Consider the following 24,497-nt stretch of genomic DNA (forward strand, 5'->3'; position numbering starts at 1 on the left):
TAGGTTCGGGCACGTGACCCGACTCGTGCTCGTCCACGGCCGCGACAACCAGGGCCTCGACGCCGACGTCCTCGACCGCACGTGGACCGCCGTGCTGGGCGCGGGCCTCGCGGCGGCCGGGTCGGACCTCGCGCTGCACGACGACGACACGTCGTTCGTCTTCTACGGCGACACCCTCGTGGGGCTCGTCGCGGGCGACGCCGACCCGCCGCCGGTGACCGTGCACACGCTGGCGGCCCTGCCCGACGACGAGCTCGCGTTCGTCGCGGCCGTCGCCGAGGAGGTGCTGCGGGGCACGGGAGCGCGCGTCCCGGCGCGCCCCGAGGGTGCCGGGACGGGCGAGGGGACAGGCAGCGGGGCCGATGTCGGGGCATGGCTGAACCTGCTGCTGGCCGCGCTCGACCGGTACGTGCCCGGCCTGAGCGGCGCGGTCGTCGTGCTGCTCGCGCGCGACGTGTGGGCGTACCTGCACGACGACGCCGTGCGCGCGACGATCGACGACGCCGTCGCGGCGGCGATCCCCACGGACGGCCCGGCCGTCGTGGTCGCGCACTCGCTCGGGTCGGTCGTGGCGTACTCGGTGCTGCGCGAGCACCCCGACGCCGCACGGTGGGACGTGCCCCTGCTGCTCACGCTCGGTTCACCGCTCGCGATCCGGGCGATCCGCGGCGTCCTCGCGACCCGCGCCGCGCTGCGCGTGCCCGCCCCGGTGCGGCGCTGGGTCGCGGTGCGGGACCGCCGGGACGCGCTCGCGCTCCACGGTCTCGGCCCGGACGCGTTCCCGCTCGACCCGGCGACGCCGGCGATCGAGGACCTCGTCGTCGCGAACGCGGCACCCGGGCACCACGCGGCGGCCGTGCTGCTTGCCGACGGCAGCCCGGCGGGCTACCTCGCGCTCCCGGAGGTCGCGGGCGCGGTGGCGGCCGCGCTGGACGGCTGACGCGACCTGTCAGCGCCAGGTCGCGGCAGGGCGCGACAGGTCGCGACAGGTCGCGACCTCGCGCCGGCAGGCTCAGGACACGCCATGGAGGCGCGCGTGCAGCGACCGGATCTCGGGCGCGAGCTCGAACGCCGGGCCGCGGACGGCGACGCCGGGGGCGACGTCGCCGATCGCGAGCGGGCGCACGGGTCCGGGCGCCACACCCCACTCGTCGAGCCAGCCGACGAGCTGCGTCGTGCTCGACGCGTAGACGATCGGGCCGAGCCCGACCCAGGCGTGGGCCGCGCTGCACATCGCGCAGTGCTCGCCCGACGTGTACACGACCGCGTCGCGACGCTCGCCGGGCGTGAGGTGCTCCGCTGCCCAGCGGGCGATCTCGAACTCCGGGTGCCGGGTCGCGTCGCCGTCCTTCACGCGGTTGCGGTCCTCGAACCGCACGACCCCGTCGCGGTCGACGAGGAGCGAGCCGAACGGCTCGTCGCCGTCGTCGAGCGCCTCGCGCGCGAGCTCGACGCAGCGGCGCAGGTGGAGGAGGTCGTCGGCGGTGGGCAGCGTGTCGGGAGTCATGGCGCCCATCCTCGCCCGGTCAGCGCGCGACCGCGAGGACGCTGCGCACGTCCGCGACGAACGCGTCCACGTCGCCGGGGGTGGTGTCCCACGCGCACATCCACCGGACCTCGACCCGGTCGGGCGACTCGCCCGGACCCCAGTCGTAGAAGCGGTGCCGTTCGCGCAGGCGCTCGACGGCGGCGCGGGGGAGCGTCGCGAAGACCGCGTTGACGAGCGTGGGCTGCGTGAAGGCGAGGCCCGACGTCGGCGCGGGGACGGCGTCGTCGGGGCCGAGCGCGGCGGGGACGACAACGTCCGCGAGCCCGGCGCGCAGGCGCGCCGCCATCGCGTTCGCGTGCCGCGCGTTGCGCAGCCACAGCTCGTCCTCGTCCGCGATCTCGTCGACCTCGGCGACGGCGTCGCCCACCGGCTCGAACAGCGCGAGGAGCTGCGCGGACACGTAGCGCATCTTCGACGCGAGCTGCATCGTCGCCTTGCGCACGAACTCGAGGCCGTCGACGGCCGACGGGTCGAGCACGACGACGGCCTCGCCGAGCGCGAGCCCGTTCTTGGTGCCGCCGAACGACAGCACGTCCACGCCCGCGTCCGTGGTCAGCGCGCGCAGCGGGACGTCGAGCGCCGCGGCGGCGTTCGCGAGTCGCGAGCCGTCGAGGTGCACGCGCATGCCGCGGGCGTGCGCGGCGTCGGCCACCGCGCGGATCTCGGCGGGCGTGTAGAGCGTGCCGAGCTCGGTCGACTGCGTGAGCGACACGACGAGCGGCTGCGCGCGGTGCGGGTCGCCGAGGTCGCCCGCGAACCGCTCCACGGCGTCGGGCGTGAGCTTCCCGTCCGGCGCCGGCACGGCGAGCACCTTGATCCCGCCCACCCGCTCGGGTGCGCCGTTCTCGTCCGTGTTGAGGTGCGCGTGCTCGGTCGCGACGACCGCGCCCCAGCGCGGCAGCATCGCCATGAGCGCCACGACGTTGGCGCCCGTGCCCGTGAGCACCGGGTAGGCCGTGGCGTCCGGGCCGAAGCGGGACCGCACGGCGTCCTGGAGGCGCGCGGTCCACGGGTCCTCGCCGTAGGAGATCTCGTGCCCGGCGCTCGCCGCGGCGAGCGCGGCGAGGACGTCGGGGTGGGCGGGGGAGTAGTTGTCCGAGGCGAACGAGGTCACGTGCCCAGCGTAGGGACTGCGCCGGGGCGAGCGAGCGGGCGCGGCCGTGCCTAGCGTCGGAGAGACGCCCGGCCGGGCGCCGTGAGCACGGAGGTGCAGCCATGACCATGAATCCCCACGACCCCGCCGACCCGCACCGACCCGCCGACCCCGGCGGACCGGTCGAGCCGGCGCGACCGGCCGAGCCCACGGTCGAGCCGCCGAAGTCCCCGGGACCGCCCCCGGACCCGTCGGAGCCGCCGCGCGACCCGAGCCACGCGGACCCGGTCCCCGACTCGCCGCCCGACTGGCCGTCGTCGCCGGGCCGACCCGTCGGCCCCGACGAGCCGAGCCACGACGACTGACGACCGGCCGCCGGCTCACAGGAGCCGGCGCGAGCCCGGGTGCGTGACGCGCAGCCAGCGGTAGCCGTAGCCGTCGAGCCGGACCTCGGCGCTCCCGTCGGGGTCCGGCTCGACGTCGTCCGCGTCGAGCAGGTCGACGAGGCGCGCGTCCTCCGGCAGGTCCTCGAGCGCGAGCCGGACCACGACCGGGTCCGGGGACAGGTTGTGGACGGTGACCATGGACGCCTCCTGCCACGTGCTGCGCAGCGCGAGGACCGACGGCTCGGGCTGGTCCAGCACGTCGACGTCGCCCCAGCCGAGCTCGGGGCACTCGCGGTAGCGGTGCGCGAGGAGGCGCACGAAGGTCAGCAGGGAGTCGGGGTCGCGTCGCTGGTCCGCGACGTTGACGTGCTCGGGCGCGTAGCCGTCGCCGGGCACGGGCCCGGAGAGGCGTCGGGCAGGAGCGCGCGAGAACCCGCCGTTGCGCCCGGACGTCCACTGCATCGGGGTCCGCACGGCGAGCCGACCGTCCGCCGCGAGGTTCTCGCCCATGCCGATCTCCTCGCCGTAGTAGAGGACGGGAGTCCCCGGGAGCGCGAAGAGCAGCGAGTACACCATCCGCACGCGCCGCGGGTCGCCGCCCAGCATGGGCGGGAGCCGACGCCGCAGCCCGCGCCCGTAGAGCTGCATGTCCTCCTCGGGCCCGAACGCGGCGAAGACCTCCTGGCGCTCGTCGTCGGACAGCTTGTCGAGCGTGAGCTCGTCGTGGTTGCGCACGAACGTCGCCCACTGCGCGTCGTGCGGGATCGGGGGGCGCGAGGCGAGCGACGCGGCGAGCGGTCCGGCGTCGTGCCGCGCGAGCGACAGGTACAGCGCCTGCATGCCGTTGAAGTCGAACTGGAGCGTCAGCTCCGAGCTCGACGGGCCGGACTCGCTCCCGTCGCCCTCCCCGTCGTCGCCGAAGTAGAGGCGCTGCTCCTCGAACGGCAGGTTGACCTCGCCCATGAGGATCGAGTCGCCCGTGCGGCGCGAGAGGAACGAGCGCAGCGCGCGCAGGAAGTCGTGCGGGTCCTCGATCTCGTCCGACGGGTTCGCCGCCGCGTCCCCGAGGAAGAAGGGGACGGCGTCGACGCGGAACCCCGAGAGCCCGAGCTGGATCCAGTAGCCCATGGTCTTCGCGATCGCGTCGCGGACCTGGGGGTTGGCGGTGTTGAGGTCCGGCATGTGGCGGTAGAAGCGGTGCCGGTACCACTCGCCGGTGCGCTCGTCCCTCGTCCAGATGCTCTCCTCCTGGTCGGGGAAGATCACCTGGTCCTTCGTGGGCGGCGGCTCGTCGGCGCGCCACACGTAGAAGTCGCGGTACGGGTTGTCCGTGCTCGACCGCGAGGCCTTGAACCACGGGTGCCGGTCGGACGTGTGGTTGACCACGAGGTCGGCGATGACGCGGATGCCGCGGTCGTGGGCCGTCCGGATCAGCTCGACGAGATCCCCGACGTCGCCGAGCCGCGGGTCGACCGCGAGGAAGTCGGTGATGTCGTAGCCGTCGTCGCGGTCGGCGGTCGGGTAGAACGGCATGAGCCACAGGCACGTGACCCCGAGGTCGGCGAGGTGGTCGAGGCGCTGCACGAGCCCGGCGAAGTCGCCCACGCCGTCGTCGTCCCAGTCCATGAAGGTCTCGACGTCCAGGCAGTAGATCACCGCGTTCTTCCACCACAGGTCGCCGGTGTCGCTGATCCTCATGCCGCACCCCCCTCGGTCGTCGCGGTCGCCGACCGCAGCAGCGGCAGCAGCGTCGCGCCGGCCGCGTCGAGGAACGCGTCCTGCTCCTGCCCCACGTGGTGCAGGTACACCTCGTCGAACCCGCACGCCACGAGCTCGGCGACGCGGTCCGCGAACCGCTCGGCGTCGTGCTCGACCAGGACCGTCCCGCGCACCTCCTCGGGACGCACGAGGTCCGCGACGGCGTCGAACTGCTCGGGGGTCTCGAGGTGCCAGCTCACGCTCGGGGGCAGCAGGTTCGAGCGCCACTGGTCGTGGGCGACGGCGAACGCGGCTGCGTCGTCGTCGCCCCACGCGACGTGCACCTGGAGGGCGAGCGGGCCGCGCCCGCCCGCGTCGCGGTACTCGCCGACGACGCGGCGCAGCGACTCGACCGGCTGGTTGACCGTCACGAGGCCGTCCGCCCAGTCCGCGTGGCGGCGTGCCGTCGCCGGGGTGACGGCCGGGCCCACGAGGCGCGGGACGACGTCGGGCAGCGACCAGACGCGCGCACGGTCCACGGTGACGTGCCCGCGGTGCGTGACCTCCTCGCCCGCGAGGAGCGCGCGGATCACGTCCACGCACTCGCGCAGGCGGGCGTCCCGGTCGGCCTTGGTGGGCCACGGGTCGCCCGTGACGTGCTCGTTCATCGCCTCGCCCGAGCCGAGCGCGGCCCAGAACCGGCCGGGGAACATCTGGCCGAGCGTCGCGATCGCCTGCGCGACCACCGCGGGGTGGTAGCGCTGGCCGGGCGCCGTGACGACGCCGAACGGCAGGTCGGTGCTGGCGAGCGCGGCGCCGAGCCACGACCAGGAGTGGCCCGACTCGCCCTGCCGCACGCTCCAGGGCGCGAGGTGGTCGGAGCACATCGCGACGTCGAACCCCACCTCCTGGGCGCGACGCGCGGCGGCGAGGAGCGGGCCCGGGGCGATCTGCTCGTGGGACGCGTGAAATCCGAGGGAGACCATGGCGCCCAGTGAACCGAGGCTCCGCGCCACACGCTCGGCGAGACGACCGCGCCGGACGCGCCGGAGGGGGAACGGTGGAGGGAGCGTGGCCGTCCCGCGGCTCCCGCCTCCGGCCGCACCCACCCCCGTACGCTGCGGGGATGCGCCTGCTGACGTGGACGTTCGCCGCCTACCTCGCCGCCGTCCTCGTGGTGACGCTGTGGCCCTCCCCGCAGTCGACCGACGCGCCGGGCTGGGCGACCGCCACCCTGGACTTCCTCCAGAGCCTCGGGATCCCGATCACCCTGCCGGTGCTCGAGGCGCTCGCGAACGTCGTCATGTTCGGGCCCTTCGGCGTGCTCGGGGTGCCGCTCCTGCGCGGCGCGACCGCACGACGGCGCGGCGCACCGCTGGGCGTGTGGCACGCCGCCGCGGTCGTGACGCTCGCGGGCTGCGCGCTGTCGGTGGCGATCGAGCTGACCCAGAACCTCCTGCCCGGCCGCGTCCCGACCGTCCAGGACGTCGTGCTGAACACGGCGGGGGCGCTCCTGGGCGCGGCGCTGGCAGCCGTGCTCGTGCTCACCGTCGGCGCGCGCCGGCCGATCACCGGGTGAGCGCGCTGTCCCCGCACAGGTGGACCGGCAGGCCGAGCGCGGCGAAGAACGAGGCCTTGGCCTCGAGCGCGCGGTCGGCGGTCCCGGCGTCGGGCGCGTACGCCACGTTCAGGTGGTTCGCCTTGTGGCGGGCCATGAACTGGTCCCGGCTCACGCCGTGGAGCACGGCGTGCATGATCGGCCACTCCGGGTTCGTCGCCTCCTTGCGGCGACGTGTCTCCTCCTCGGGGAGCGACACCGCCGAGGCGCGCCCGAGGTCGACCTGCAGGACGCCGTCGGCGATGTAGACGCGGGACCAGACGATCTCGCCGGCCCGGGAGACGCCGTTGATCGTGGAGCCGCCCGCCGGGAAGAAGACCGGGTCCTGGCGCCAGCCCTCCGCGCCCGCGTAGCCGCCCTCGAGGTGCGAGGCGGGCACCGAGCCGGAGATCTCGAAGACCCACACGAACTGACCGTCGTACTCCTCGCCCCACCGCACGTCGTGCAGCGTCGTGGCCGGGTCGAGCCCCATCGCCGTCCACAGCCGGTTCGTGACGAGCGCGTCGACGGCGACGCCCTCGTCGGCCTCGTTGAAGTGGGGGAACGCCTGGCCGTCCCACAGGACCCGCTGCCCGTCGCGCGAGCGGACCGGCGGGCGCTGGACGTTGTTGAGCAGCCCTTCCGCGAGGTCCGAGGCGGGGCAGATGTCCTTGAGGCCCTGCTGGTACTGGATGCCGACCGCGTCGAGCCCGAAGTCGTCGGCGATGCGCAGGGCCGCGACGTACATCTTGTGCTGCCAGCGGAGCTGCGTGGGCGTGAGCTCGGTCGCCTCGTCGGTCCCGAGCCGGAAGGTCATCCCCGCGTCCTCGAGCCAGCGCTGGACCTCGTCCGCCTCGTCGTCGGTCACGCGCTGCATCTCCGCCCAGAGCGCCGACTGGGAGAGGCGCTCCTTGTAGATGCCGAGCCCGTTGAGCAGCTCGTCGTCGAAGATCGCGTTGTACATGCCCATGCAGCCCTCGTCGAAGACGCCGATGATCGCCTTCTCCCGCAGGAGCTGGGCCGCGAGGGCCTCGCCGAGCTGCTTCTCCGGAGACTCCGGGAGCGCGGGGAGCGGGTGGACGTGGGAGTCGTCGTGCTCGATCGTCCCGGTCGTGACCCACGAGCGGATCGCGTCCTGGAACCAGGCGTCGGTCCCGTCGACGGTCCACACGGTCGAGTACGGCGTGCCCATCTTCGTGAGGCCGGCGTTCAGGCCGAGGAGCCCGACGAGCCCCGGCCAGTCGCCCGCGAAGTTGGCGGCGGTGAGGATCGGGCCGCGGTGCGTGCGCAGCCCGGCCAGCACGTGGTGGCTGTACTGCCACACCGCCTCGGCGACGACGAGCGGTGCGTCGGGCGGGATGGTCGCGAACACGTCGAGCCCCATGCGCTGCGAGCTGATGAAGCCGTGCCCGGTCTCGGGGTCGACGTCGTTGGCGCGCACGACCTTCCAGCCGTTCGCCGCGAACGCGTCGGTGAGCACGCGTTCGAGCTCGACCTGCGTCGGCCAGCCGGCGACGTTCGCGGACTCGCGCAGGTCGCCCGACGCGACGAGGTAGACCGTGCTCTCGGGGGCCCGGACCTCCGGTGCGAGCTCGGGGACGGCGTAGGTGCTGGTCATGCGGGTGCTCCTTCGAGGGTGGCGCGGTCGGTGGAGAGGGTGGCGGGACGCTCGGCGGAGGCGGGAGCCGCGGGGCGGGCCGTCCGGCGGGCGAGCGCGTGCACGACGTCGCGCGTCGCGGGGTACAGGTCGCGGTACAGGCGGTAGAGCTCGTCGTACGCGGGGCGTGTCGCGGGGTCGGGCTCGACGACACGTGCCGGGGGGTTCCACGCGGCGACGTCGAGGAGCCGCCCCTGCTCGTGCACGAGCCCGGCGGCGAGCATCGCGGCACCGTAGCTCGCGCCGATCGTCCGCGTCGGGACGACCTGGGGGAGTCCGGTCACGTCCGAGACGACCTGCGTCCACAGGTCGCCCTGGGTGCCGCCGCCCACGGCGACGACCCGGGAGATGTCGGCCCCGGCGTCGCGCAGGGTCTCGACGTTGTGCCGCACGCCGAACGCCGTGGCCTCGAGCGCCGCGCGGTAGAGGTCGCCGCGCGTGTGCGAGACGGTGAGGCCGGCGACGACGCCCCGTGCGTCGGGGTCCTGGACCGGGGTCCGCTCGCCCGCGAGGTAGGGGAGCATGAGGAGCCCGCGCGCGCCCGGCCCGGAGGCCGCGGCCTCGGTGAGCAGCTCGGGGTAGCCGGCCCCGGTCAGGTCGCGGAGCCACGACGTGATCGCGCCCGACGTCGCCATGCCCCCGGCCAGGTTGTGGGTCCCCGGGTAGGCGCCGACCGTCCCCCACATCGTCTCGCTGCGCAAGGGCTCGGCGACCGTCGCGACGAGGAACAGGGTCGTGCCGTACATGAGCATCAGGTCGCCGACGTGCGTCGCGTCGACGCTCACGGCCTCCGACCAGGCGTCGATCGTCCCGGTGACGACCGGCGTGCCCGCCGGGACCCCGGCGAGGGGCTCGCGCGTCACGCCCGCGGCCTCGCCCGGCCAGCGCAGCGCGGGGAGCTCCAGCCCCGGGGCGACGAGGTCGGCCCAGTCGTCGATCCACTCGTGCGTGCGCGGGTCGTAGAGGGGCGTCGACTGCGACGCGGAGTGGTGGTCGAGCACGTAGGCGCCGGTGAGCCGGAACGCGAGGTAGGACGCGGGCATGAACAGCCGCCGGGCGCGGGACCACGCCTCGGCCTCGTGCTCGCGGACCCAGGCGATCTTGGGCCCTGCGGCCTGGGACGAGAGCGCGGAGCCGCAGCGCTCGAGGACGGTGGCGCGCCCCAGCGCGGCGTCGATCTCGGCGATCTGGCGGGTCGCGCGCGTGTCGACGCCGTAGAGGATCGCCGGGCGCACCGGCGTCCCGACCTCGTCCGTCAGCAGGACGCACGGACCCATGCCCGACACCCCGACGGCCGCGACCACGAGGTCGGCGGGCACGTCGGAGCCGCGGACGGCGCCCGGGGCCAGGTCGGACGTGAGCTCGGTGACGATCGCGACGAGCTCGTCCCACCAGACGGCGGCGTCCATCTCGACGTGTCCGGGCGCCGGCCGGTCCACGGTGTGGGCGCGGGTCGTCGAGCGGAGGATCGCGCCGTCGGGCCCGACGAGCACGCCCTTGGTGCTCGACGTGCCGACGTCGACACCGACGAGGCCCGGGGTCGCGGGGGGTCTGGGCATGCCCACCAGCATGACAGAAATCGATTACAGAAACAACGGCGGCTCCGACCTGCGCCGTTGCTCGGCGACATCTCGCCATGTGAGACAGATTCGAGGGTTGACGCAACTGTGACCTGTGTGTCGGCGCGGTGTCGCGGGGTCCGAGCCCGGCCCGCTCCGCCCCGGGACAACGACGGCCGGACCGGTTGTCACCCGTCCCTGCGGCGCCCGCGCCGTCAGTGGGCGCCGCACCATTCCGCGCCCCGCGAGCGCGCCGTTGTCGGACAACGGACACCCCGCTGTCGGCCCGTGTCTCGTGACCGGCGACAACGCCGGGCGCGCGTGGCGAGGGCCACCGGACAGGCACGGACGACACGCGGCCGGCGCGGCCGCGGAGGAGACGTCGGTGCCGTTGACGACCTCCACCCGGAGACGTTCGATGAGGCCCTCGCATCCAACGACGGAGAGAGGACGGACGCGATGAAGCTTCCCCGAACTGCGCGCCGCGGCATCCAGGCCGGAGTCGCGCTCACGATCGTCACGTCGCTCGCGGCGTGCGCGGGCGGCGCGGATCCTGAGCAGTCGGGCCAGGGGGGCGAGGGCGGGACGACGGTGTCGTTCCGCTCCTGGAGCCCGATCGAGCAGACCACGCGTCAGATGATCGACGCGTTCACCACCGCCAACCCGGACGTCACGATCGACGCCACGATCTTCAACTACCCGGAGTACGTCGTCGACCTCCAGACCCGCGCGAGCTCGGGCACGATGCCCGACCTCGTGGGGCTCCAGCCCGGCGCGCTGACCCAGCAGTACCGGGAGAACCTCATGCCGCTGGAGGACTGCGCGGCCGAGACCTGGGGCGACGACTGGGAGTCGAAGTTCTTCCCCATCGGCCTCGAGCAGGCCCGCATGGGCAACCCCGAGGGCGACGAGCACTACTACGCGCTGCCGCTCCTCGTGCAGACGGTGAACCTCTGGGCCAACTCCGACCTCCTCGACGAGGCCGGCATCGAGCCACCTGCCACGTGGGCCGACCTCGAGAGCGCCGTCGACACCCTCGGCGGCGGCTCGGCGGCGCCGTTCCTGCTGCCCGCGAAGGACTCGTGGCTGCGGAACGTCGTGTTCCTCCAGATCGCCAACAACATCGAGCCCGGGCTCGTCTACCAGGCGGAGTCGGGCGAGGCGTCCTGGACGGACCCGGCCGTCGTCGAGGCGTTCACGTACTGGCAGAAGCTGTTCACGGACGGGATCGCCCAGCAGGGCGCCCTGGCGCTCGACGCCTACCCGAACGGCGTCAACCAGTTCGAGGCCGGGAACGCCGCGATGATCCCGCTCGGCGCGTGGTGGATCCAGCAGTCCGACCCCTCGCGCTCGGACATCCCGCCGCTGTCGCAGGGCATGGAGGGCTACGAGCCCTTCCTCTTCCCGACGATCCCGGGCGGGGCTCCGGAGCCGCAGCTCGTCGGCGGCATCGACGTCGCGCTCGGCATCTCGAAGGACGCGAAGAACCCCGACCTCGCGTGCCAGGTCCTCACGGACTGGATCGCGGGCGACGGCGCCCAGGTGCTCATCAACACCTTCAACGACCTGCCCGCCGTGCAGGGCCTCGACCCCGAGGAGTTCACGAGCGACAAGCAGCAGGAGATGTGGAAGACGTTCACCGAGGACTGGATGCCCGAGGTGCAGTACTCGCGCTACTTCGAGTCGCCGAACATCGACACGGCCGTGGCCGACGCGCTGTCCGCGGTCGCCGCGGGCCAGTCGACGCCGGAGGAGGCCGCGGCCTCGGTCCAGGCGGTCCAGGACGGGCTGGGCTGACGATGGCAGCCCTCGTCTCCGGGCGACCCGCGGCGGCGACGCCGCGGGTCGCCGGGTCGCGCGCGACGACGCCGACGGGACGCAGCACGCGTCGCCGCCAGCAGCTCGTCGCGCTCGGCTTCATCGCCCCCGCGCTCCTGCTCTTCGCGGTGTTCGTCGTGTACCCGATCGTGTTCAACGTCCAGGCGAGCACGCTCGACTGGGACGGCGTCAACGCCGGGACGCCCGCGGGCGTCCAGAACTACGCCGACCTCGCCCAGGACCCGGTCTTCCACATCACGCTGCGCAACTCGCTGCTGTGGATCCTCCTGACGATCGTGCCGCAGGCCGTCATCGGCTTCACGCTCGCGTGGCTCCTCAACACCCGGTTGCGCGGGCGGACGGTCTACCGGGCGATCTTTTTCCTGCCGGCCGTCCTCTCGCCCGTCGTCGTGGGCATCGTGTGGCAGCGCCTGCTCGACCCGTTCAACGGCGTGCTCGCGCAGCTCGGTCGGGCCACCGGCCTCGAGGTCCTCACGCGCCCCTACCTGTCCGACCCGTCGACCGCGATCGTCACCGTGATCGTCGTCAACGTGTGGATGTGGTCGGGCTTCTCGATGCTCTTCTACCTCGCCGGGCTCCAGCTCCTCGACCACTCGGTCCTCGAGGCGGCGCGCATCGACGGCGCCAGCGGCTGGTCGCTGGTCCGGCGGATCGTCCTGCCGCTCCTCAAGCCCACCCACCTGTCGCTGGTCCTGCTCGGGATCATCGGCTCGCTCAAGACCTTCGAGCTCGTCTGGGTGCTCACCGAGGGCGGGCCCAACCACGCGTCGGAGCTCATGCCGACGTACATGTTCAAGGAAGCCTTCCAGCTCCAGTCGTTCGGCTACGGCGCGACGATCTCGGTCGTCCTGCTCGTCCTCGCGATCGGCTCGTCCGTCGCGATGCTGCGCACGTTCGGCGCGGGGTTCATCACGGGGGAGAAGTCATGACGGCACTCAGCTCCGGCACCGCCCGCGCGGGGCGCGCGCCCGACGAGGACGCCGCGCCCGGCGGCGCCCCCGCAGCGGCGCGCCGCCGCCGCGGCCACGGGCGCAGCAAGGACGTGGACGCGCCGCCGCGATGGTCGCACTGGCTGCTCGGGCCGCTCGCGGTGCTGTGGATGATCCCCGTGGTCATGGTCCTCGGGATCTCCCTCCTGCCGACGTCCAACCCCTCGACGACGGCGCTCGGGCTGTTCCCCGAGGAGCCCACGCTGCGCAACTACGTGACGATCTTCGAGACCAACCCGATCCTCCAGCACCTGCTGAACAGCCTGCTCGTGTCGGTCCCGTCGATCCTGCTCGTGGTCCTCCTCGGCTCCATGACGGCCTTCGCGCTCGCCCGCCTGCGGGTGCCGTTCCGCGGCGTCGTGTTCGTGGGGCTGCTGCTCGCGCTCGTGCTGCCCATGGCGAGCATCGTCGTGGCGGTCTTCAAGATCCTCCAGGCGATCGGCCTCTACGACTCGCTCCTCGGCCTCGTGCTCGCCTACACCGCGCTCGGGCTCCCGTTCGCCGTGATCATGATCCGCACCACCTACCTCGCGATCCCCGACGAGACGTACGAGGCCGCGCTCGTCGACGGAGCCTCCGCCTGGACCATCTTCTGGCGCATCTACTTCCCGCTCGGCAAGGCCGCGGCGGCCGTGGTCGTCATCTGGCAGCTCATGATGACGTGGAACGACTTCCTCCTCCCGCTCGTGGCGATCAGCGACAACGACCTCAAGCCGCTGACGCTCGTCCCCCTCGCGTACCGCGGGATCTACCTGAGCCAGCCGGGCGCGCTGTTCGCGGTGCTCGTGCTCATCTCGGTGCCGATCGTCGTCGTCTACCTATTCATCCAGCGGTACCTGGTGAACGGGCTCGCGGGGTCGGTCAAGTGAGCTACCTCGGCATCGACCTCGGGACCACCGGCACGCGCGTCGGCGTCTACGACGAGGGCGGCAACGAGCTCGTCGCGCGCTCGCGCCGCACCACGGTCGTGCGACCCGCACCCGGTCGCGCGCACGTCGACGCGGAGGCCGTCCTGGACGGCGTCGAGGCGCTCGTGCGCGACGTCGTCGGCGAGCCCGCGGTCCGCGCGGACCCCGTCGAGGCGCTGTCCTTCTCCACGCTGGGCGAGGCCGTCGTGCCCGTCGACCGCGCGGGCCGTGCGCTCGGTCCGGCACCGCTGAGCATGGACGGGCGCGGCGCGGCCTCCGCGGCACGGCTCCGGGACGCGCTCGGCGACGACGTCGCCCAGGAGATCACCGGTCAGCCGCTGCACCCCATGTTCTCCGTGCACAAGGTCCGGGACCTCCTGCCCGACGCCGCGCTGCCCGCGGCGGTCCGCACGATGGACGACTTCGTCGCGACCCGCCTGGGGGCGGCGCCCGCCGTCGACCTCACGATGGCGGCCCGCACCGGCGCGTTCGACGTGCGCTCGCGCACCTGGTCGGCCGTGGTCCTCGACGCGCTCGACGTCCCGGGGCACCTCTTCTCCCCGGCGGTGTCCGCGGGCGAGGTGGTCGGCACCGTCTCCGCGGACGCCGCCGAGCGCACCGGCCTGCGACCGGGCACGCCGGTCGTGGCCGGCGTCCACGACCAGGCCGCGGCCTTCCTCGGCGGCGGGGGGCGCCCCGGGCACCGGGCCGTGTTCTCGTTCGGGTCGAGCGACTGCCTCACGGTCGGGACGCGGGCCCGTCCCGGCGGCCTCGACGGCACCGGGCTCGCGACCTACCCCGTCGGCGACGACCTGTGGGTCACGCTCGCGGGGACCGCCGCCGGCGGGTTCGCGCTCGACTGGTTCTCGACCATCGTCCACCACGACCGGATCGACCCCTGGGCGTCGCTCTACGAGGTCGGCGCGGTGGACCCGCCCCCGCTCCTCGTCGCCCCGTACCTCGCGGGCTCGGGCACGCTCGACAACGACCCGTCGGCGCGCGGCGCGCTCCTCGGGCTGACGCTCGAGACGACGACCGCCCAGATCGCGCGCGCGTTCGTCGAGGCGTCCGGGTTCGAGCTCGCGAAGATCCGGGCCGCGCTCGCGGAGCGCGGCGTCCCCCCGGTCGAGGTGCACGCCGTCGGCGGCGGCTCGGCCAACCTCGCCGCGCTCCAGGCGCGCTCCGACGCCGCGGGCGTCCCGCTGCGCGCCGTCGTGCGCGAGGCCGCGGGACGGGGCGCCGCGCTGCTCGCGGCCCTCGGGGTCGGCACGTTCCGGAGCGTGCTCGACCTCCCTGCACCACCCGTCGTCCACGAGGCGAGCCCGGACCCGCGCCACGCGGCGTGGTACGCGCGGCAGCGCGCGACGTTCGACTCGCTCCACCGCCTCCTCACCCCCGTCAGCACGTCCCTCGCCGTCGAGCACCTCGACGGCACCGCACTCAAGGAGATCGCATGACCACGCTGGACACGTTCGACCTGCAGGCCGCGCGCGAGGACGTCCTCGCGTACTGCCTGGAGTCCGTGAAGCTCGGGCTCAACTTCAACACGCAGGGGAACATCAGCCTCCGCATCCCCGGCACGTCGACGTTCCTCATCACCCCGACGGACCTCGAGTACGACCGCATGACGCCCGACGACCTGGTCGTGGTCGACGAGGACGCGAACGTCGTCGAGGGCCACCTCCTGCCGTCCTCCGAGGTGACGGTCCACCTCGCCGTGTACGCCGCCCGCCCCGACGTGCAGGCGATCGTCCACACCGAGCCGACGTACGCGAACGTGTTCGGCGTGCTCGGGGAGCCGATCCGCGGCGCGCTCGTCAACATGGTCATCTACACCAAGGGCGACGTGCCGATCATGCCGTTCGCGCTGAGCAACTCGACCGAGTTCGGCCGCGACATGGCGCGCTACCTCGAGGACCGCAACGCCGTCGTGTGGGCCAACCACGGCCTGCTCACGGTCGGACCGAACCTGCGCGACGCGTTCAAGACGAGCGTCGCGGTGGAGAGCGCGGCGAAGGTGCTCTCCGCGGCGCGGGCCGTCACGGACGAGCCGATCGTGCTCGACTACGCGTCGCTGGGCATCACGCACACGCTCTGACCCGTGCCCGGCGTGCATCGTCCCCGCGGGGCCGGCCCGGCGGCCCGCCGCCGCCGGCTACCCGAGGACGTTGCGCGCCGGGTCGATCGGCACGCAGCCGCACGTCGTGCCGTAGGCGATGTCGTAGTCCATGTCGAGCAGGCGCGGCGGCAGCGCCGGGTTGTTCATGCGCTCCGTGAGGAGCTGGACGGTCCGCGCGGCGAGCGTCGCCGCCGGGGCGACGGCGTTCGTCGGCACCAGGCCCGTCGTCCCGACGCCGGGCACGTTGTCGAACGTCGTGAGCACGACGTCGGACGGCACCTTGAGCCCGAGGCGCTGCGCCGCGGTGAGCACGCCCCAGAACATGAGGCTGTTCGTCGCGAGCACGCCGAACGGCGGCTCGAGCGTCCGGAACAGCGAGTACGCGGCGGTCGCGGCCTCCTCGGACGTCGTGAGCCCGGCGAGGACGTGGTTCTCGGTCCCCGTCCGGCTGACGACGCGCTGGAAGGCCGTGTGCCGGTTGCGCAGGGTGGAGACCGCGAGGTCGCCCGCCACGAGGCACACCCGCTGCACGTGGTGCTGCTCGATCATGTGCAGGGTGAGCTGCTCGGCCGCGTGCCGGGCGTCCGGCAGCACGTGGTCGACCAGACCGCGGACGGAGGGGACCGTGCGGTCCACGACGACGGTCGGGACGGACTGCGCGAACTCCACCAGGCCCGGTGCGCCGGTCGGGAAGATCACGAGGCCGTCGACGTCGAGGCGCCGGAAGGCCGTGAGGATCGACTCCTCGGTGTGCAGGTCGTCGTCCGAGTCGGCGGAGAGCAACGTCGGGCTGACGTTCGCCAGCCGCTCCTGGAGCGCGCGGCTCACCGCGGCGAAGTAGTCGTTGCGCACGTCGGGGAACACCAGCCCGACGACCCCGGTCCGTCGCTTGCGCCCTCGCGGGCGGGCCTCGCCCTCCAGCCCCAGCTCGGCGATCGCGTCCTCGACGAGGCGACGGGTGGCCGCGGCGACGTGCGGCTCGTCGTTGACGACCCGCGACACCGTCTTGATGGACACCCCGGCGCGCGCGGCGATGTCGGCCAGCCGCACGGACCGGCCACCCGCTCCCGCGGTCCGGTCGTCGTCCTGCGTCACGTCGCCTCCGCCCGTCGCCCGCACGAACCCGTCGCCGTCCGCCCGGGCGGCACGCTCCCGACGACACGACAGGAAGGTCAGCCATGACCCTCGTCACGAACCGTACCCTGCTCGACGCCGCCGCCCGGGGTGGCTACGGCGTCGGCGCCTTCAACGTCGCCGACCTCGCGATGGCGACCGCGGTGCTCGACGCCGCGCGCGCGACGGCGAGCCCGGTGATCGTGGAGACCCTCGCGGGCTCCCACCCCTACGGCGACGACCGCCTCTGGTGGTCGCTCCTGCACGAGGCGGTCGCCGCGTACCCCGACGTGCCGGTCGCGCTGCACCTCGACCACGGACCGGACGAGGAGACGTGCGCGCGCGCCGTCGCGGCCGGCTTCACGAGCGTGATGATCGACGGCTCGGTCGGTCCGGACGGTCGCCCGGCCGGCTTCGAGGAGAACGTCGCGGTCACGCGCCGCGTCGTCGAGCACGCGCACGCGCACGGCGTGTCCGTCGAGGGGGAGCTCGGGACCATCGGCGGCTCGAAGGACGGCCGCAGCCACGCCGAGATCGTCCTCGCCGACCCGGAGCAGGCGGAGGAGTTCGTGCGCCGCACCGGCGTCGACGCGCTCGCCGTCGCGATCGGGACGTCGCACGGCGCCTACAAGTTCACGAGCCCGCCGGACGGCTCGGTCCTGCACATGGACCTCGTCGAGCGCATCGCGGCGCGGGTGCCCGGCACGCACCTCGTCATGCACGGGTCGTCGGGCCTGCCGGCCGACCTGCGCGCGACGATCAACGCGCACGGCGGCGACCTGCCGGAGTCGTGGGGCGTCCCCGACGCGGAGAAGGCGCGCGCGGCCGGCCTCGGGGTCCGCAAGATCAACCAGGGCATGGACCACTACATGGCGTTCACCGCCGGGGTCCGGGTCGCGCTCGCCCAGTCCCCCGGGGACGTGGACCCCGCGGCCTACCTCGCCGAGGGCCGGCGCTGGGCGCAGCGGCTCCTCGAGGAGCGCATGGCCCTGTTCGGGCAGGCGGGGCGGGCGGCCGACGTCGTGGCCCAGGAGGCCGCGGCGCCGCGCTGAGCCCGGTGCTCACGGCCCGGCGGGCGTCTCCTGCACGACCCGCCGGGCGGGCTCCTCGTCGCCCGCGAGCCGGTCCAGCAGGAGGCGGGCCGCCGTCGTGCCGAGGGCACGGGGGTCCAGGGGCACGAGCGCGACGTCGGACGTGCGCGACGTCGCGAAGGGCAGGTCGCCCACGATCCCGACCCCGAGCGCGGGACCGCTGCCCGGTCCCTGGCCGTCCACCGCGTCCGCCGGGGACGCCGCGGGGCGGCCGTGCGCGTCGGCGAGGGCGCGGAGCACCCCGACGCCCACCAGGTTGTTCGTCGCGACGACCGCGTCCGGCGGGTCGGGCCGGGCCAGCAGGGCGACGGTCGCGTCGTAGCCCCCGTCGACGCGGAAGTTGGCGTGCACGAGGAGGTCGTCCGCCTCGAGGCCCGCGCCGTCGAGCGCCTCCCGCCAGCCGCGTGCGCGGTCGACCGCCGTGCTCGTCGCGACCGGCCCGGTGACGCACGCGATCCGCCGGAACCCGCGTGCGACCAGCGCCTGCGCGGCGCGCCGCCCGAGCGCGACGTTGTCGAAGACCACCTGGTCCACGTCCTGGCCCACGCGGCGGTCGATCACGACGACCGCACGGCGCCGGGCGCGCAGCGCGGCGATCTCGGGAGACCCGCTCGCGGGCGCGACGACGACGCCCGCCATGTTCTCGTGCTCCGCCACCGCGAGGTAGCGCCCCTCCTTGGCCGGGTCGTCGTCGGTGTTGCAGAGGACGACGGAGTACCCGGCCTCCTGCGCGACGTCCTCGACGCCCCGAGCGACGGCCGTGAAGAACGGGTTCTCGACGTCGGGCAGGACGAGCGCGACGACGTCGCTGGAGCGGCGGCGGAGCGAGCGCGCGGTGCGGTCGGGCACGTACCCGAGGTCCTCGACCGCGGCGCGGACGGCGGCCGCGAGCTCGGGTCGCACGGTCTTGCCGTTGAGGACCCGGGAGACCGTGGCCGTGGACACGCCGGCGTGCCGGGCGACGTCGACGATGCGGGTCATGCCCGCGAGCGTAGCCGGGCGACCGGGTCCGATCCTTTCGGCTGCGGCACAATGGTCCGGTCATGGGCCCGGCGTCGGCCCTTCCGGTCGGGGACGAAGGGGCGAGGGTGTCGGTCGACACGGTGCGTGCAGGGTCGCTGGGGGATCGCCTGGCCCATGTCCTCAGGGTCGCGATCGTCCGCGGCGAGCTGGCCCCGGGCGAACGCCTCGTCGAGGAGGGCGTGGCGCGGCAGTACGACGTCTCGCGCGGGCCCGTGCGCGACGCGCTGCGCGTGCTCGCGGCCGAGCACCTCGTCGAGTCCGAGCGTCGGGGCTACGTGGTGCGCGGCGTGAGCGCCGACGACGTCGACGAGCTCTACGACGTGCGCAGCGCGCTCGAGGCTGTCGCCGTACGCGCTGCGGCGGAGCATGCCGACGAGGTCGACTGGAGCGCCAGCGAGGCGGCGCTCGCGGGCATGCGCGAGGCCGCCGACGCGGGGGACTGGTACACGTACGCCGCCCACGACCTCGCGTTCCACTCGACGCTCTACGCGGCAGTCCCCAACCGTCGGCTGCGGACCCTCTGGGCGCAGATCGAGCCGACGTTCGCGGTGATGCTCCAGGAGACCAACAAGCAGGACGTCGACCTGCACCCGTCCTGCGCCGACCACGAGCGCCTGCTCGACGCGATCCGTGAGCCTCGTCTCGACGAGGCTCTCGCCTACCTCCACGAGCACCTTGCCGGCTCCCGCCGCCGGATGAAGGACGCGCTGCACCAGCCGCGCCGCTGAGCGCCCCCGCACGCCCCACCACCGCCCCGGTCTGCCCCCGTGCAGGTCGGGGCTTTCTTCTGCCCTTCCGCGTGCGCGGCGCGAGGGGCCCGTCGCCTCGTCGCCACGACAGGCGCTAGGTGTTGACGGTTGACTGTTAACAGTAAACAGTGCCATCCTGACGGCGGCGCGAGGCAGCGCCCCGCGCAGCGACGCGAGACACCGACGAAGGAGACGTGCCCATGACCACGGCACCGGAGATCATCACCCCGCCCGTCACGACGTACGACGCCTCGGGCGCTCTCGACCTCGGTGCGCTGCGCGTCCTGCTCGCGCACGTCGAGCCGGAGGTCGACGGGGTCTTCGCCGTCGGCACCACGGGAGAGTTCCCCGCTCTCGACGCGTCGGAGCGCGGCGAGCTCGTCCGCACGAGCGTGGAGGTCTTCGGCCCCGAGCGGACCGTCGCGCACGTCGGCGCCGCGTCGGTGCGCGAGGCGCTCGGGCACCTGCGGGTCGCCGAGGAGGCGGGCGTGCGCCGCTTCGCGGCGATCACCCCGTACTACCTCACCGCGAGCGACGAGGGCGTGGTCCGCTACTACGCCGAGCTCCGCGCGGCGACGCAGGGCGAGCTCTACGCCTACGTCTTCCCCGACGTCGCGTGCTCGGACGTCGCGCCCGCGCTGCTCGCGCGCCTCGCCGACCTCGGCCTCGACGGGGTGAAGACCTCGGGTGCCGCGTCCGCGCGCGTCGACGAGTACCGCGCGGCCGCCCCGGGCCTCGCCCTGTGGTCCGGGAACGACGCGGACCTGCCCCACGTGGTCGCTGTCGGCGGGCGCGGGACCGTGTCCGGGGTCTCCGGCGTCGCCCCCCGGGCCTTCGCGGACCTGCGCGCAGCCCTCGTGGCGGACGACGCGGCCGCCGTCGTGCAGGCGCAGGCCGTCGTGCAGCGTCTCGTCTCCGCGCTGGGCCCGAGCATCGCGCGCCTCAAGTACGGGCTCGACGTCCAGGGTCTCCCCGGAGGAGCCACCCGTATGCCGATCGACCCGCCGTCCGACGCCGTGAAGGCGGAGATCCGCGCGGCGCTCGCCGCCGCCGGGCACGACCTCGCCGCCGCCTGACACCCGCCTCGAACCGCTCGACCCGCGGCGCCCCGGACGGGTGCCGCGGGAGGGGCCCGGGCCCTCGCCGCTGAGACCCGGAGCCCCCACACTGAGATCAGCGGAACCCCGCACCGAAGGAACAACGATGTCCGTCACCGCACCCGCGGCCCCGCTCACGAGCAGGCGGTACGCCTGGAAGGTCACGCTCTCGAGCTTCGTCGGCAACACGCTCGAGTACTACGACTTCCTCGTCTACGGCACCGCCGCCGCGATCGTCTTCCCCGCCGTCTTCTTCCCGTCCGAGAACTCGTTCGTCGCCACGCTGTCGTCCCTCGGCACGTTCGCCGTCGGGTTCCTGGCCCGCCCGCTGGGCGGCATGTTCTTCGGCCGCCGCGGCGACAAGCAGGGGCGCAAGTCCACGCTCGTCCTCACGCTCGCGATCATGGGGACCGGGACCCTGCTCATCGGCTTCCTGCCGTCCTACGACTCGATCGGCCTCCTCGCGCCGGCGCTGCTCGTCGTGCTCCGGCTCGTCCAGGGCTTCGCCGTCGGCGGCGAGTGGGGCGGGTCGATGATCATCGTGCTCGAGTCCACGAACCCGCGGCACCGCGGCTTCTACACGTCGTGGCCCAACACCGGCGGCTTCTCCGCGCAGATCCTCATCACCCTCGTGTTCGCCTGGGTGTACACGCTCGACGACGCCCAGCTCCAGTCGTGGGGCTGGCGCGTGCCGTTCTGGCTCTCCGCCGTCGTGCTGGCCGTCGGCCTGTGGATGCGCCGCTCGCTCGAGGAGACGCCGGTCTTCACCGACGCCGTCGCCGGGCTCGAGAAGGAGGGCCGCAACCGCTCGCTCACCGTCGAGAACCTCGAGGCCAGCCAGGCCGCCATCCGTGAGCGCCAGGAGCGCGACGCCGCCGCGGCCGCGGAGCCCGCGTCGCAGGCGCCCACCCGCGGGCCGCTCGCGAGCGTCTTCCTCGAGGACTGGCGCAACCTGCTGCGCATCGTCGGGCTGCGCTTCGCCGAGGCGCTGCCGTACTTCCTGCTCACGGTCTTCGTGCTCAGCTACGGCCCGCAGCACCTCGGCATCGAGAAGGAGAGCCTCAACACCGCGATCCTCATCATGGCGGTCCTCGCGTTCCCCGCCCACGGGATCTTCTCGTGGATCTCCGACAAGATCGGTCGCCGGCCGGTCTACTTCTTCGGGGCCCTCGTCGTGTTCGTCATGGCCTTCCCGTTCTTCGGTCTGCTCAACACCGGCAGCTTCGTGCTCATCGTGCTCGGGTACGTGCTCATGCTGAACCTGGGGCACAACGCCATCAACTCGATCCAGCCGGCGTTCTTCGCCGAGCTCTTCCCGGCCGACCGGCGCTACTCCGGCGCGGCGACGGGCCGCGAGATCGCGTCGATCGTCGCGGGCGGCCTGACGCCGTTCATCGCGACCGCGCTCGCGGGCGAGGACGGGTCGCGGTGGCAGCTCGTCGCGCTGTACGTCATGGTCGGCGCGCTCATCACGATGCTCACCGTGTGGAAGACGCCGGAGACCTTCCGGCGCGACCTCAACGTCGTCGGCGAGACCGTCCGGTGACGACGCCCGTGGAGCGCCTGCTCGTGTCGGGCGACGGCGGGGCGTGGGCCCAGTGCCACGCGTCCACCGTCGCCCGCACGGGCGGGCGCACGCTCGTGGCGTGGTTCGCGGGGACCCGGGAGGGCACGCCGGACAACGCGATCTGGCTCGTCGCCGAGGAGGACGGCGTCTGGGGCGAGCCCCAGGTCGTGCTCGGTGAGGACGACGACGTCGCGTGGTGGAACCCGGTGCTCGCCGTCGCCCCCGACGGGCGGCTGTGGCTGTTCGCGCACCGCGGCGCCCGGATCTCGCGCTGGGTCACGTGGTATCGCACCTCGACGGACCACGGCCGGACCTGGACGGAGCCCCGCGAGCTCGTCCCCGGCGACGCGAGCGGGGGTCGCGGTCCGGTGAAGAACCCCCCGGTGGTGACGCCGGAGGGTGCGTGGCTCGCCCCGTCGTCGGTCGAGAGCGGTGGTGCCGAGCCCGTGTGGGCGGCGCGCTTCGACCGTTCCGAGGACGCCGGGGCGACCTGGGCGCTCGCGGACGTCCCCCTCGACCGGTCGCACGTACGGGGCGCGGGGATCATCCAGCCGGCGCTCTGGACGGGGGACGACGAGCTGGTCGCGCTGTGCCGGTCGAGCGAGGGCGTCGTGTACCGCACGACGTCGGACGACGACGGGCGCTCATGGTCGCCCGCGGTGCCCACCCGGCTCCCCAACAACAACTCCGGGCTCACGGTCCTCCGGCTCCCGAGCGGGCGTGTCGTGCTCGTCCACAACCCCGTGGGGGAGGACTGGGGCGCACGGTGCCCGCTGAGCCTCTCCGTCTCCGACGACGACGGGGTCACCTGGCGCCCGGCCGTCGAGGTCGAGGACGGTGTCGTGCCGCCCGCGAGCATCGCCGGCGTCGGGCTGCCGACCGTCGCGGAAGAGGGCGCTCCGAGCGGCTTCGCCGCCGGCGACACGGGGATCGTCACGGACGGCCGAGGGGAGTACTCCTACCCGTCCGCGACGCTCGACGACGACGGGTCCGTGCTCGTCGGCTACACCTGGCAGCGGCGCGGCATCGTCCTCGCGCGCGTGCCGGTGGACCTGCTCGACCGGGCTCCGGCGCAGGGGCGGAAGGACGGCGGCGCACCTGCCGCTCCTGCGGGCCGATGAGGATCGCCCGCCTCCGCACACCGCACGGACCGCGCGCGGCGGTGCTGGACGGCGACTCCTGGGACGTGCTCGTGGCCGACGTCCCCGAGCCCGCGACCGGTCGCGACGGTCGACCCGTCCTGCCGGCGTCGAGCGGAGCCCGGTTCGCGGCCGACGACCCTGCGGTCGCCGCCGCGCTCCTCGCGCCGTGCCGCCCCCGGGTCGTGGTCGGCATGGCGCACAACAGCGGGCCCGAGGGGCGGGCGCTGCCGCCGCAGGCGTTCCTGAAGTCGGCGCGCACCGTCGTCGGCCCCGGGACGGTCGTGCGCCACGATCGCACGCTGGGCGCCCTGGTGGCGGAGGCAGAGGCGGCGGTCGTCGTCGGGCGGCCGTGCCGGGACCTGCGCCCCCACGACGTGCCGGGCGTGCTGCTCGGGTGCACCGTCGCGGACGACCTCACGGCCGACGACCAGGTGGCCCTCGACGCGATGATGACGCGGTCGAAGAACGGCAGCGGCTTCACCCCGCTCGGGCCGTGGGTCGACACGGACGCGCGGCTCGACGACGCCGAGCTGGTCGTCGAGGTCGAGGGCGTCGAGCGCGCACGCTCCACGACCGCGGGGCTCGCCTACGGCGTCGTCGAGCAGCTCGTCTTCCTCACGCGTCATCTTGAGCTCGGCCCGGGGGACGTCGTCCTCACCGGTGCCCACCGGTCGGCCGTGCCCCTCGGCGAGCGTCCCGCGGGCGGTATCGAGGTCGCGCTGAGCGTCGGTGGCGTGGGGACGCTGCGCCACCGCGTGGCCTGAGGCTCAGGCGGGCTCGGTCCCGACCGTCCCGTCGACGTAGTACCAGCGGTCGCCCTCCCGGACGAACCGGCTGACCTCGTGGAGCCGACCGCGGTCGGTGCGGTCCGCGCGCGACCGGTGGTGCGCGACGAACTCGACGACCCCCGTGGTGTCGAACGGGCCACCCGCCTCCGTGCGCAGCACGTCGAGGCGGCGCCACACGACGTCGTCGTCCAGGTCGAGATCGGTCGGCCGCGTGGACGGGTGCCAGGTCGCGCCCAGGTAGCCGGCGTCCCCGACGGCGAACGCGCTGTAGCGCGAGCGCATGAGCGCCTCGGCGGTCGGGGCGTACGGTCCCGGGGCGGTGCCGTCCGGCGCGGGGCGCAGCCCCGCGTGGTAGCGGCCGCAGCACGCCGCGTAGGCGTCGCCGGACAGGCAGGGGCACCGCGCGTCGTCCGTGATCGGGTGGGCGGTCATGCCGCCGAACCTACCGGGGTCTCGCGCACGCTCGGGCACGCGCGACGACGCCCGCCCACCGGGTGGTGAGCGGGCGCCGTCGTGATGAACCTCAGCCGGGC

General features: G+C 74.0%; 23 protein-coding genes. 14 read left to right on the forward strand and 9 right to left on the reverse strand.

From position 1 onward, the window contains the following. Positions 1 to 13: 13 nt before the first annotated feature. Complete coding sequence (locus FB00_RS20845; RefSeq protein WP_156186261.1) at positions 14 to 940, forward strand: hypothetical protein; 927 nt, start codon at positions 14 to 16, stop codon at positions 938 to 940. Positions 941 to 1,012: 72 nt separating this feature from the next. Here FB00_RS20845 and FB00_RS01935 read toward each other — a convergent pair whose 3' ends face one another. Further along, positions 1,013 to 1,507, reverse strand: a complete 495-nt coding sequence (locus FB00_RS01935; RefSeq protein ID WP_197088713.1) for a nucleoside deaminase — start codon at positions 1,505 to 1,507, stop codon at positions 1,013 to 1,015. Between the two features lie 19 nt (positions 1,508 to 1,526). Beyond that, positions 1,527 to 2,663, reverse strand: coding sequence for a threonine aldolase family protein (locus tag FB00_RS01940; RefSeq protein ID WP_047231089.1), 1,137 nt, complete (start codon positions 2,661 to 2,663; stop codon positions 1,527 to 1,529). Between the two features lie 101 nt (positions 2,664 to 2,764). Between FB00_RS01940 and FB00_RS01945 the strand changes: the two genes are divergently transcribed. After that, a complete protein-coding gene (locus tag FB00_RS01945) occupies positions 2,765 to 3,007 on the forward strand; it encodes a hypothetical protein (protein WP_047231090.1) in 243 nt (80 codons plus the stop codon). 15 nt (positions 3,008 to 3,022) lie between these two features. On the opposite strand, the gene FB00_RS01950 is transcribed toward FB00_RS01945, so the two are convergent. Next, on the reverse strand, positions 3,023 to 4,726 hold the full coding sequence (locus FB00_RS01950) for an alpha-amylase family protein (RefSeq protein WP_047231091.1): 1,704 nt from the start codon (positions 4,724 to 4,726) through the stop codon (positions 3,023 to 3,025). Next, the gene (locus tag FB00_RS01955; protein WP_047231092.1) at positions 4,723 to 5,712 is read right to left on the reverse strand and encodes a TIGR03885 family FMN-dependent LLM class oxidoreductase; all 990 of its coding nucleotides are present in this window, start codon (positions 5,710 to 5,712) and stop codon (positions 4,723 to 4,725) included. Before FB00_RS01955 ends, FB00_RS01950 begins: the two co-directional genes overlap by 4 nt. A 140-nt stretch (positions 5,713 to 5,852) precedes the next feature. On the opposite strand from FB00_RS01955, the gene FB00_RS01960 reads away from it, so the two are divergent. After that, positions 5,853 to 6,305 (forward strand): VanZ family protein, encoded by a 453-nt coding sequence (locus tag FB00_RS01960; RefSeq protein ID WP_047231093.1) that lies wholly within the window; start codon positions 5,853 to 5,855, stop codon positions 6,303 to 6,305. Here FB00_RS01960 and FB00_RS01965 read toward each other — a convergent pair. Both FB00_RS01965 and FB00_RS01970 read right to left on the reverse strand, forming a co-directional pair. After that, entirely contained in the window at positions 6,295 to 7,941 is a 1,647-nt protein-coding gene (locus FB00_RS01965) for a fucose isomerase (protein ID WP_047231094.1), read from the reverse strand. The genes FB00_RS01960 and FB00_RS01965 overlap by 11 nt on opposite strands. Then, complete coding sequence (locus FB00_RS01970; RefSeq protein WP_082140897.1) at positions 7,938 to 9,539, reverse strand: FGGY-family carbohydrate kinase; 1,602 nt, start codon at positions 9,537 to 9,539, stop codon at positions 7,938 to 7,940. Before FB00_RS01970 ends, FB00_RS01965 begins: the two co-directional genes overlap by 4 nt. Before the next feature lie 459 nt (positions 9,540 to 9,998). Here FB00_RS01970 and FB00_RS01975 point away from each other — a divergent pair, with 459 nt between their 5' ends. Genes FB00_RS01975 through FB00_RS01995 form a run of 5 tightly spaced genes read left to right on the forward strand, consistent with a single transcriptional unit; the run spans position 9,999 to position 15,373 of the window. After that, the gene (locus tag FB00_RS01975; RefSeq protein WP_047231095.1) at positions 9,999 to 11,336 is read left to right on the forward strand and encodes an ABC transporter substrate-binding protein; all 1,338 of its coding nucleotides are present in this window, start codon (positions 9,999 to 10,001) and stop codon (positions 11,334 to 11,336) included. 2 nt (positions 11,337 to 11,338) lie between these two features. Then, on the forward strand, positions 11,339 to 12,307 hold the full coding sequence (locus tag FB00_RS01980) for a carbohydrate ABC transporter permease (protein WP_052877364.1): 969 nt from the start codon (positions 11,339 to 11,341) through the stop codon (positions 12,305 to 12,307). Further along, complete coding sequence (locus tag FB00_RS01985; protein ID WP_047231096.1) at positions 12,304 to 13,236, forward strand: carbohydrate ABC transporter permease; 933 nt, start codon at positions 12,304 to 12,306, stop codon at positions 13,234 to 13,236. The genes FB00_RS01980 and FB00_RS01985 overlap by 4 nt, the downstream gene beginning before the upstream one ends. Beyond that, positions 13,233 to 14,732 (forward strand): FGGY-family carbohydrate kinase, encoded by a 1,500-nt coding sequence (locus FB00_RS01990; RefSeq protein ID WP_047231097.1) that lies wholly within the window; start codon positions 13,233 to 13,235, stop codon positions 14,730 to 14,732. Before FB00_RS01985 ends, FB00_RS01990 begins: the two co-directional genes overlap by 4 nt. Further along, the gene (locus FB00_RS01995; RefSeq protein WP_047231098.1) at positions 14,729 to 15,373 is read left to right on the forward strand and encodes a class II aldolase/adducin family protein; all 645 of its coding nucleotides are present in this window, start codon (positions 14,729 to 14,731) and stop codon (positions 15,371 to 15,373) included. Before FB00_RS01990 ends, FB00_RS01995 begins: the two co-directional genes overlap by 4 nt. Positions 15,374 to 15,430: 57 nt before the next feature. Here FB00_RS01995 and FB00_RS02000 read toward each other — a convergent pair whose 3' ends face one another. Next, positions 15,431 to 16,489 carry a LacI family DNA-binding transcriptional regulator gene (locus FB00_RS02000; protein WP_156186262.1) on the reverse strand — a complete coding sequence of 353 codons (1,059 nt, stop codon included), beginning with the start codon at positions 16,487 to 16,489 and terminating at the stop codon, positions 15,431 to 15,433. An 83-nt stretch (positions 16,490 to 16,572) separates the two neighbouring features. On the opposite strand from FB00_RS02000, the gene FB00_RS02005 reads away from it, so the two are divergent. Further along, a complete protein-coding gene (locus FB00_RS02005) occupies positions 16,573 to 17,559 on the forward strand; it encodes a ketose-bisphosphate aldolase (RefSeq protein WP_047231100.1) in 987 nt (328 codons plus the stop codon). A 9-nt stretch (positions 17,560 to 17,568) separates the two neighbouring features. Here FB00_RS02005 and FB00_RS02010 read toward each other — a convergent pair whose 3' ends face one another. Beyond that, positions 17,569 to 18,579, reverse strand: coding sequence for a LacI family DNA-binding transcriptional regulator (locus FB00_RS02010; RefSeq protein WP_047231101.1), 1,011 nt, complete (start codon positions 18,577 to 18,579; stop codon positions 17,569 to 17,571). Positions 18,580 to 18,686: 107 nt separating this feature from the next. Between FB00_RS02010 and FB00_RS02015 the strand changes: the two genes are divergently transcribed. From FB00_RS02015 to FB00_RS02035, 5 genes are all read left to right on the forward strand, one after another. Next, a complete protein-coding gene (locus FB00_RS02015) occupies positions 18,687 to 19,349 on the forward strand; it encodes a GntR family transcriptional regulator (RefSeq protein ID WP_052877365.1) in 663 nt (220 codons plus the stop codon). A gap of 221 nt (positions 19,350 to 19,570) precedes the next feature. Continuing rightward, positions 19,571 to 20,446, forward strand: coding sequence for a dihydrodipicolinate synthase family protein (locus tag FB00_RS02020; protein ID WP_047231103.1), 876 nt, complete (start codon positions 19,571 to 19,573; stop codon positions 20,444 to 20,446). A gap of 127 nt (positions 20,447 to 20,573) precedes the next feature. Then, positions 20,574 to 22,013: an MFS transporter gene (locus FB00_RS02025; RefSeq protein ID WP_047231104.1), complete on the forward strand. Its 1,440-nt coding sequence runs from the start codon at positions 20,574 to 20,576 to the stop codon at positions 22,011 to 22,013. Further along, on the forward strand, positions 22,010 to 23,155 hold the full coding sequence (locus FB00_RS02030) for a sialidase family protein (protein ID WP_052877366.1): 1,146 nt from the start codon (positions 22,010 to 22,012) through the stop codon (positions 23,153 to 23,155). The genes FB00_RS02025 and FB00_RS02030 overlap by 4 nt, the downstream gene beginning before the upstream one ends. Next, positions 23,152 to 23,940 carry a fumarylacetoacetate hydrolase family protein gene (locus FB00_RS02035; protein WP_047231105.1) on the forward strand — a complete coding sequence of 263 codons (789 nt, stop codon included), beginning with the start codon at positions 23,152 to 23,154 and terminating at the stop codon, positions 23,938 to 23,940. Before FB00_RS02030 ends, FB00_RS02035 begins: the two co-directional genes overlap by 4 nt. Positions 23,941 to 23,943: 3 nt before the next feature. Here FB00_RS02035 and FB00_RS02040 read toward each other — a convergent pair whose 3' ends face one another. Next, positions 23,944 to 24,396, reverse strand: a complete 453-nt coding sequence (locus FB00_RS02040) for a YchJ family protein (RefSeq protein WP_047231106.1) — start codon at positions 24,394 to 24,396, stop codon at positions 23,944 to 23,946. Positions 24,397 to 24,497 lie beyond the last annotated feature (101 nt).

Source organism: Cellulosimicrobium funkei (genome assembly GCF_001019615.1).
Classification (GTDB): Bacteria; Actinomycetota; Actinomycetes; order Actinomycetales; family Cellulomonadaceae; genus Cellulosimicrobium; species Cellulosimicrobium cellulans_E.

Coding starts and splice junctions, on each gene's coding strand:
- FB00_RS01935 (WP_197088713.1), bottom strand. CDS start 1,507: ATGACTCCCGACACGCTGCCCACCGCCGACGACCTCCTCCACCTGCGC.
- FB00_RS01945 (WP_047231090.1), top strand. CDS start 2,765: ATGACCATGAATCCCCACGACCCCGCCGACCCGCACCGACCCGCCGAC.
- FB00_RS01950 (WP_047231091.1), bottom strand. CDS start 4,726: ATGAGGATCAGCGACACCGGCGACCTGTGGTGGAAGAACGCGGTGATC.
- FB00_RS01955 (WP_047231092.1), bottom strand. CDS start 5,712: ATGGTCTCCCTCGGATTTCACGCGTCCCACGAGCAGATCGCCCCGGGC.
- FB00_RS01960 (WP_047231093.1), top strand. CDS start 5,853: ATGCGCCTGCTGACGTGGACGTTCGCCGCCTACCTCGCCGCCGTCCTC.
- FB00_RS01965 (WP_047231094.1), bottom strand. CDS start 7,941: ATGACCAGCACCTACGCCGTCCCCGAGCTCGCACCGGAGGTCCGGGCC.
- FB00_RS01970 (WP_082140897.1), bottom strand. CDS start 9,539: ATGCCCAGACCCCCCGCGACCCCGGGCCTCGTCGGTGTCGACGTCGGC.
- FB00_RS01975 (WP_047231095.1), top strand. CDS start 9,999: ATGAAGCTTCCCCGAACTGCGCGCCGCGGCATCCAGGCCGGAGTCGCG.
- FB00_RS01980 (WP_052877364.1), top strand. CDS start 11,339: ATGGCAGCCCTCGTCTCCGGGCGACCCGCGGCGGCGACGCCGCGGGTC.
- FB00_RS01985 (WP_047231096.1), top strand. CDS start 12,304: ATGACGGCACTCAGCTCCGGCACCGCCCGCGCGGGGCGCGCGCCCGAC.
- FB00_RS01995 (WP_047231098.1), top strand. CDS start 14,729: ATGACCACGCTGGACACGTTCGACCTGCAGGCCGCGCGCGAGGACGTC.
- FB00_RS02005 (WP_047231100.1), top strand. CDS start 16,573: ATGACCCTCGTCACGAACCGTACCCTGCTCGACGCCGCCGCCCGGGGT.
- FB00_RS02010 (WP_047231101.1), bottom strand. CDS start 18,579: ATGACCCGCATCGTCGACGTCGCCCGGCACGCCGGCGTGTCCACGGCC.
- FB00_RS02020 (WP_047231103.1), top strand. CDS start 19,571: ATGACCACGGCACCGGAGATCATCACCCCGCCCGTCACGACGTACGAC.
- FB00_RS02025 (WP_047231104.1), top strand. CDS start 20,574: ATGTCCGTCACCGCACCCGCGGCCCCGCTCACGAGCAGGCGGTACGCC.
- FB00_RS02035 (WP_047231105.1), top strand. CDS start 23,152: ATGAGGATCGCCCGCCTCCGCACACCGCACGGACCGCGCGCGGCGGTG.
- FB00_RS02040 (WP_047231106.1), bottom strand. CDS start 24,396: ATGACCGCCCACCCGATCACGGACGACGCGCGGTGCCCCTGCCTGTCC.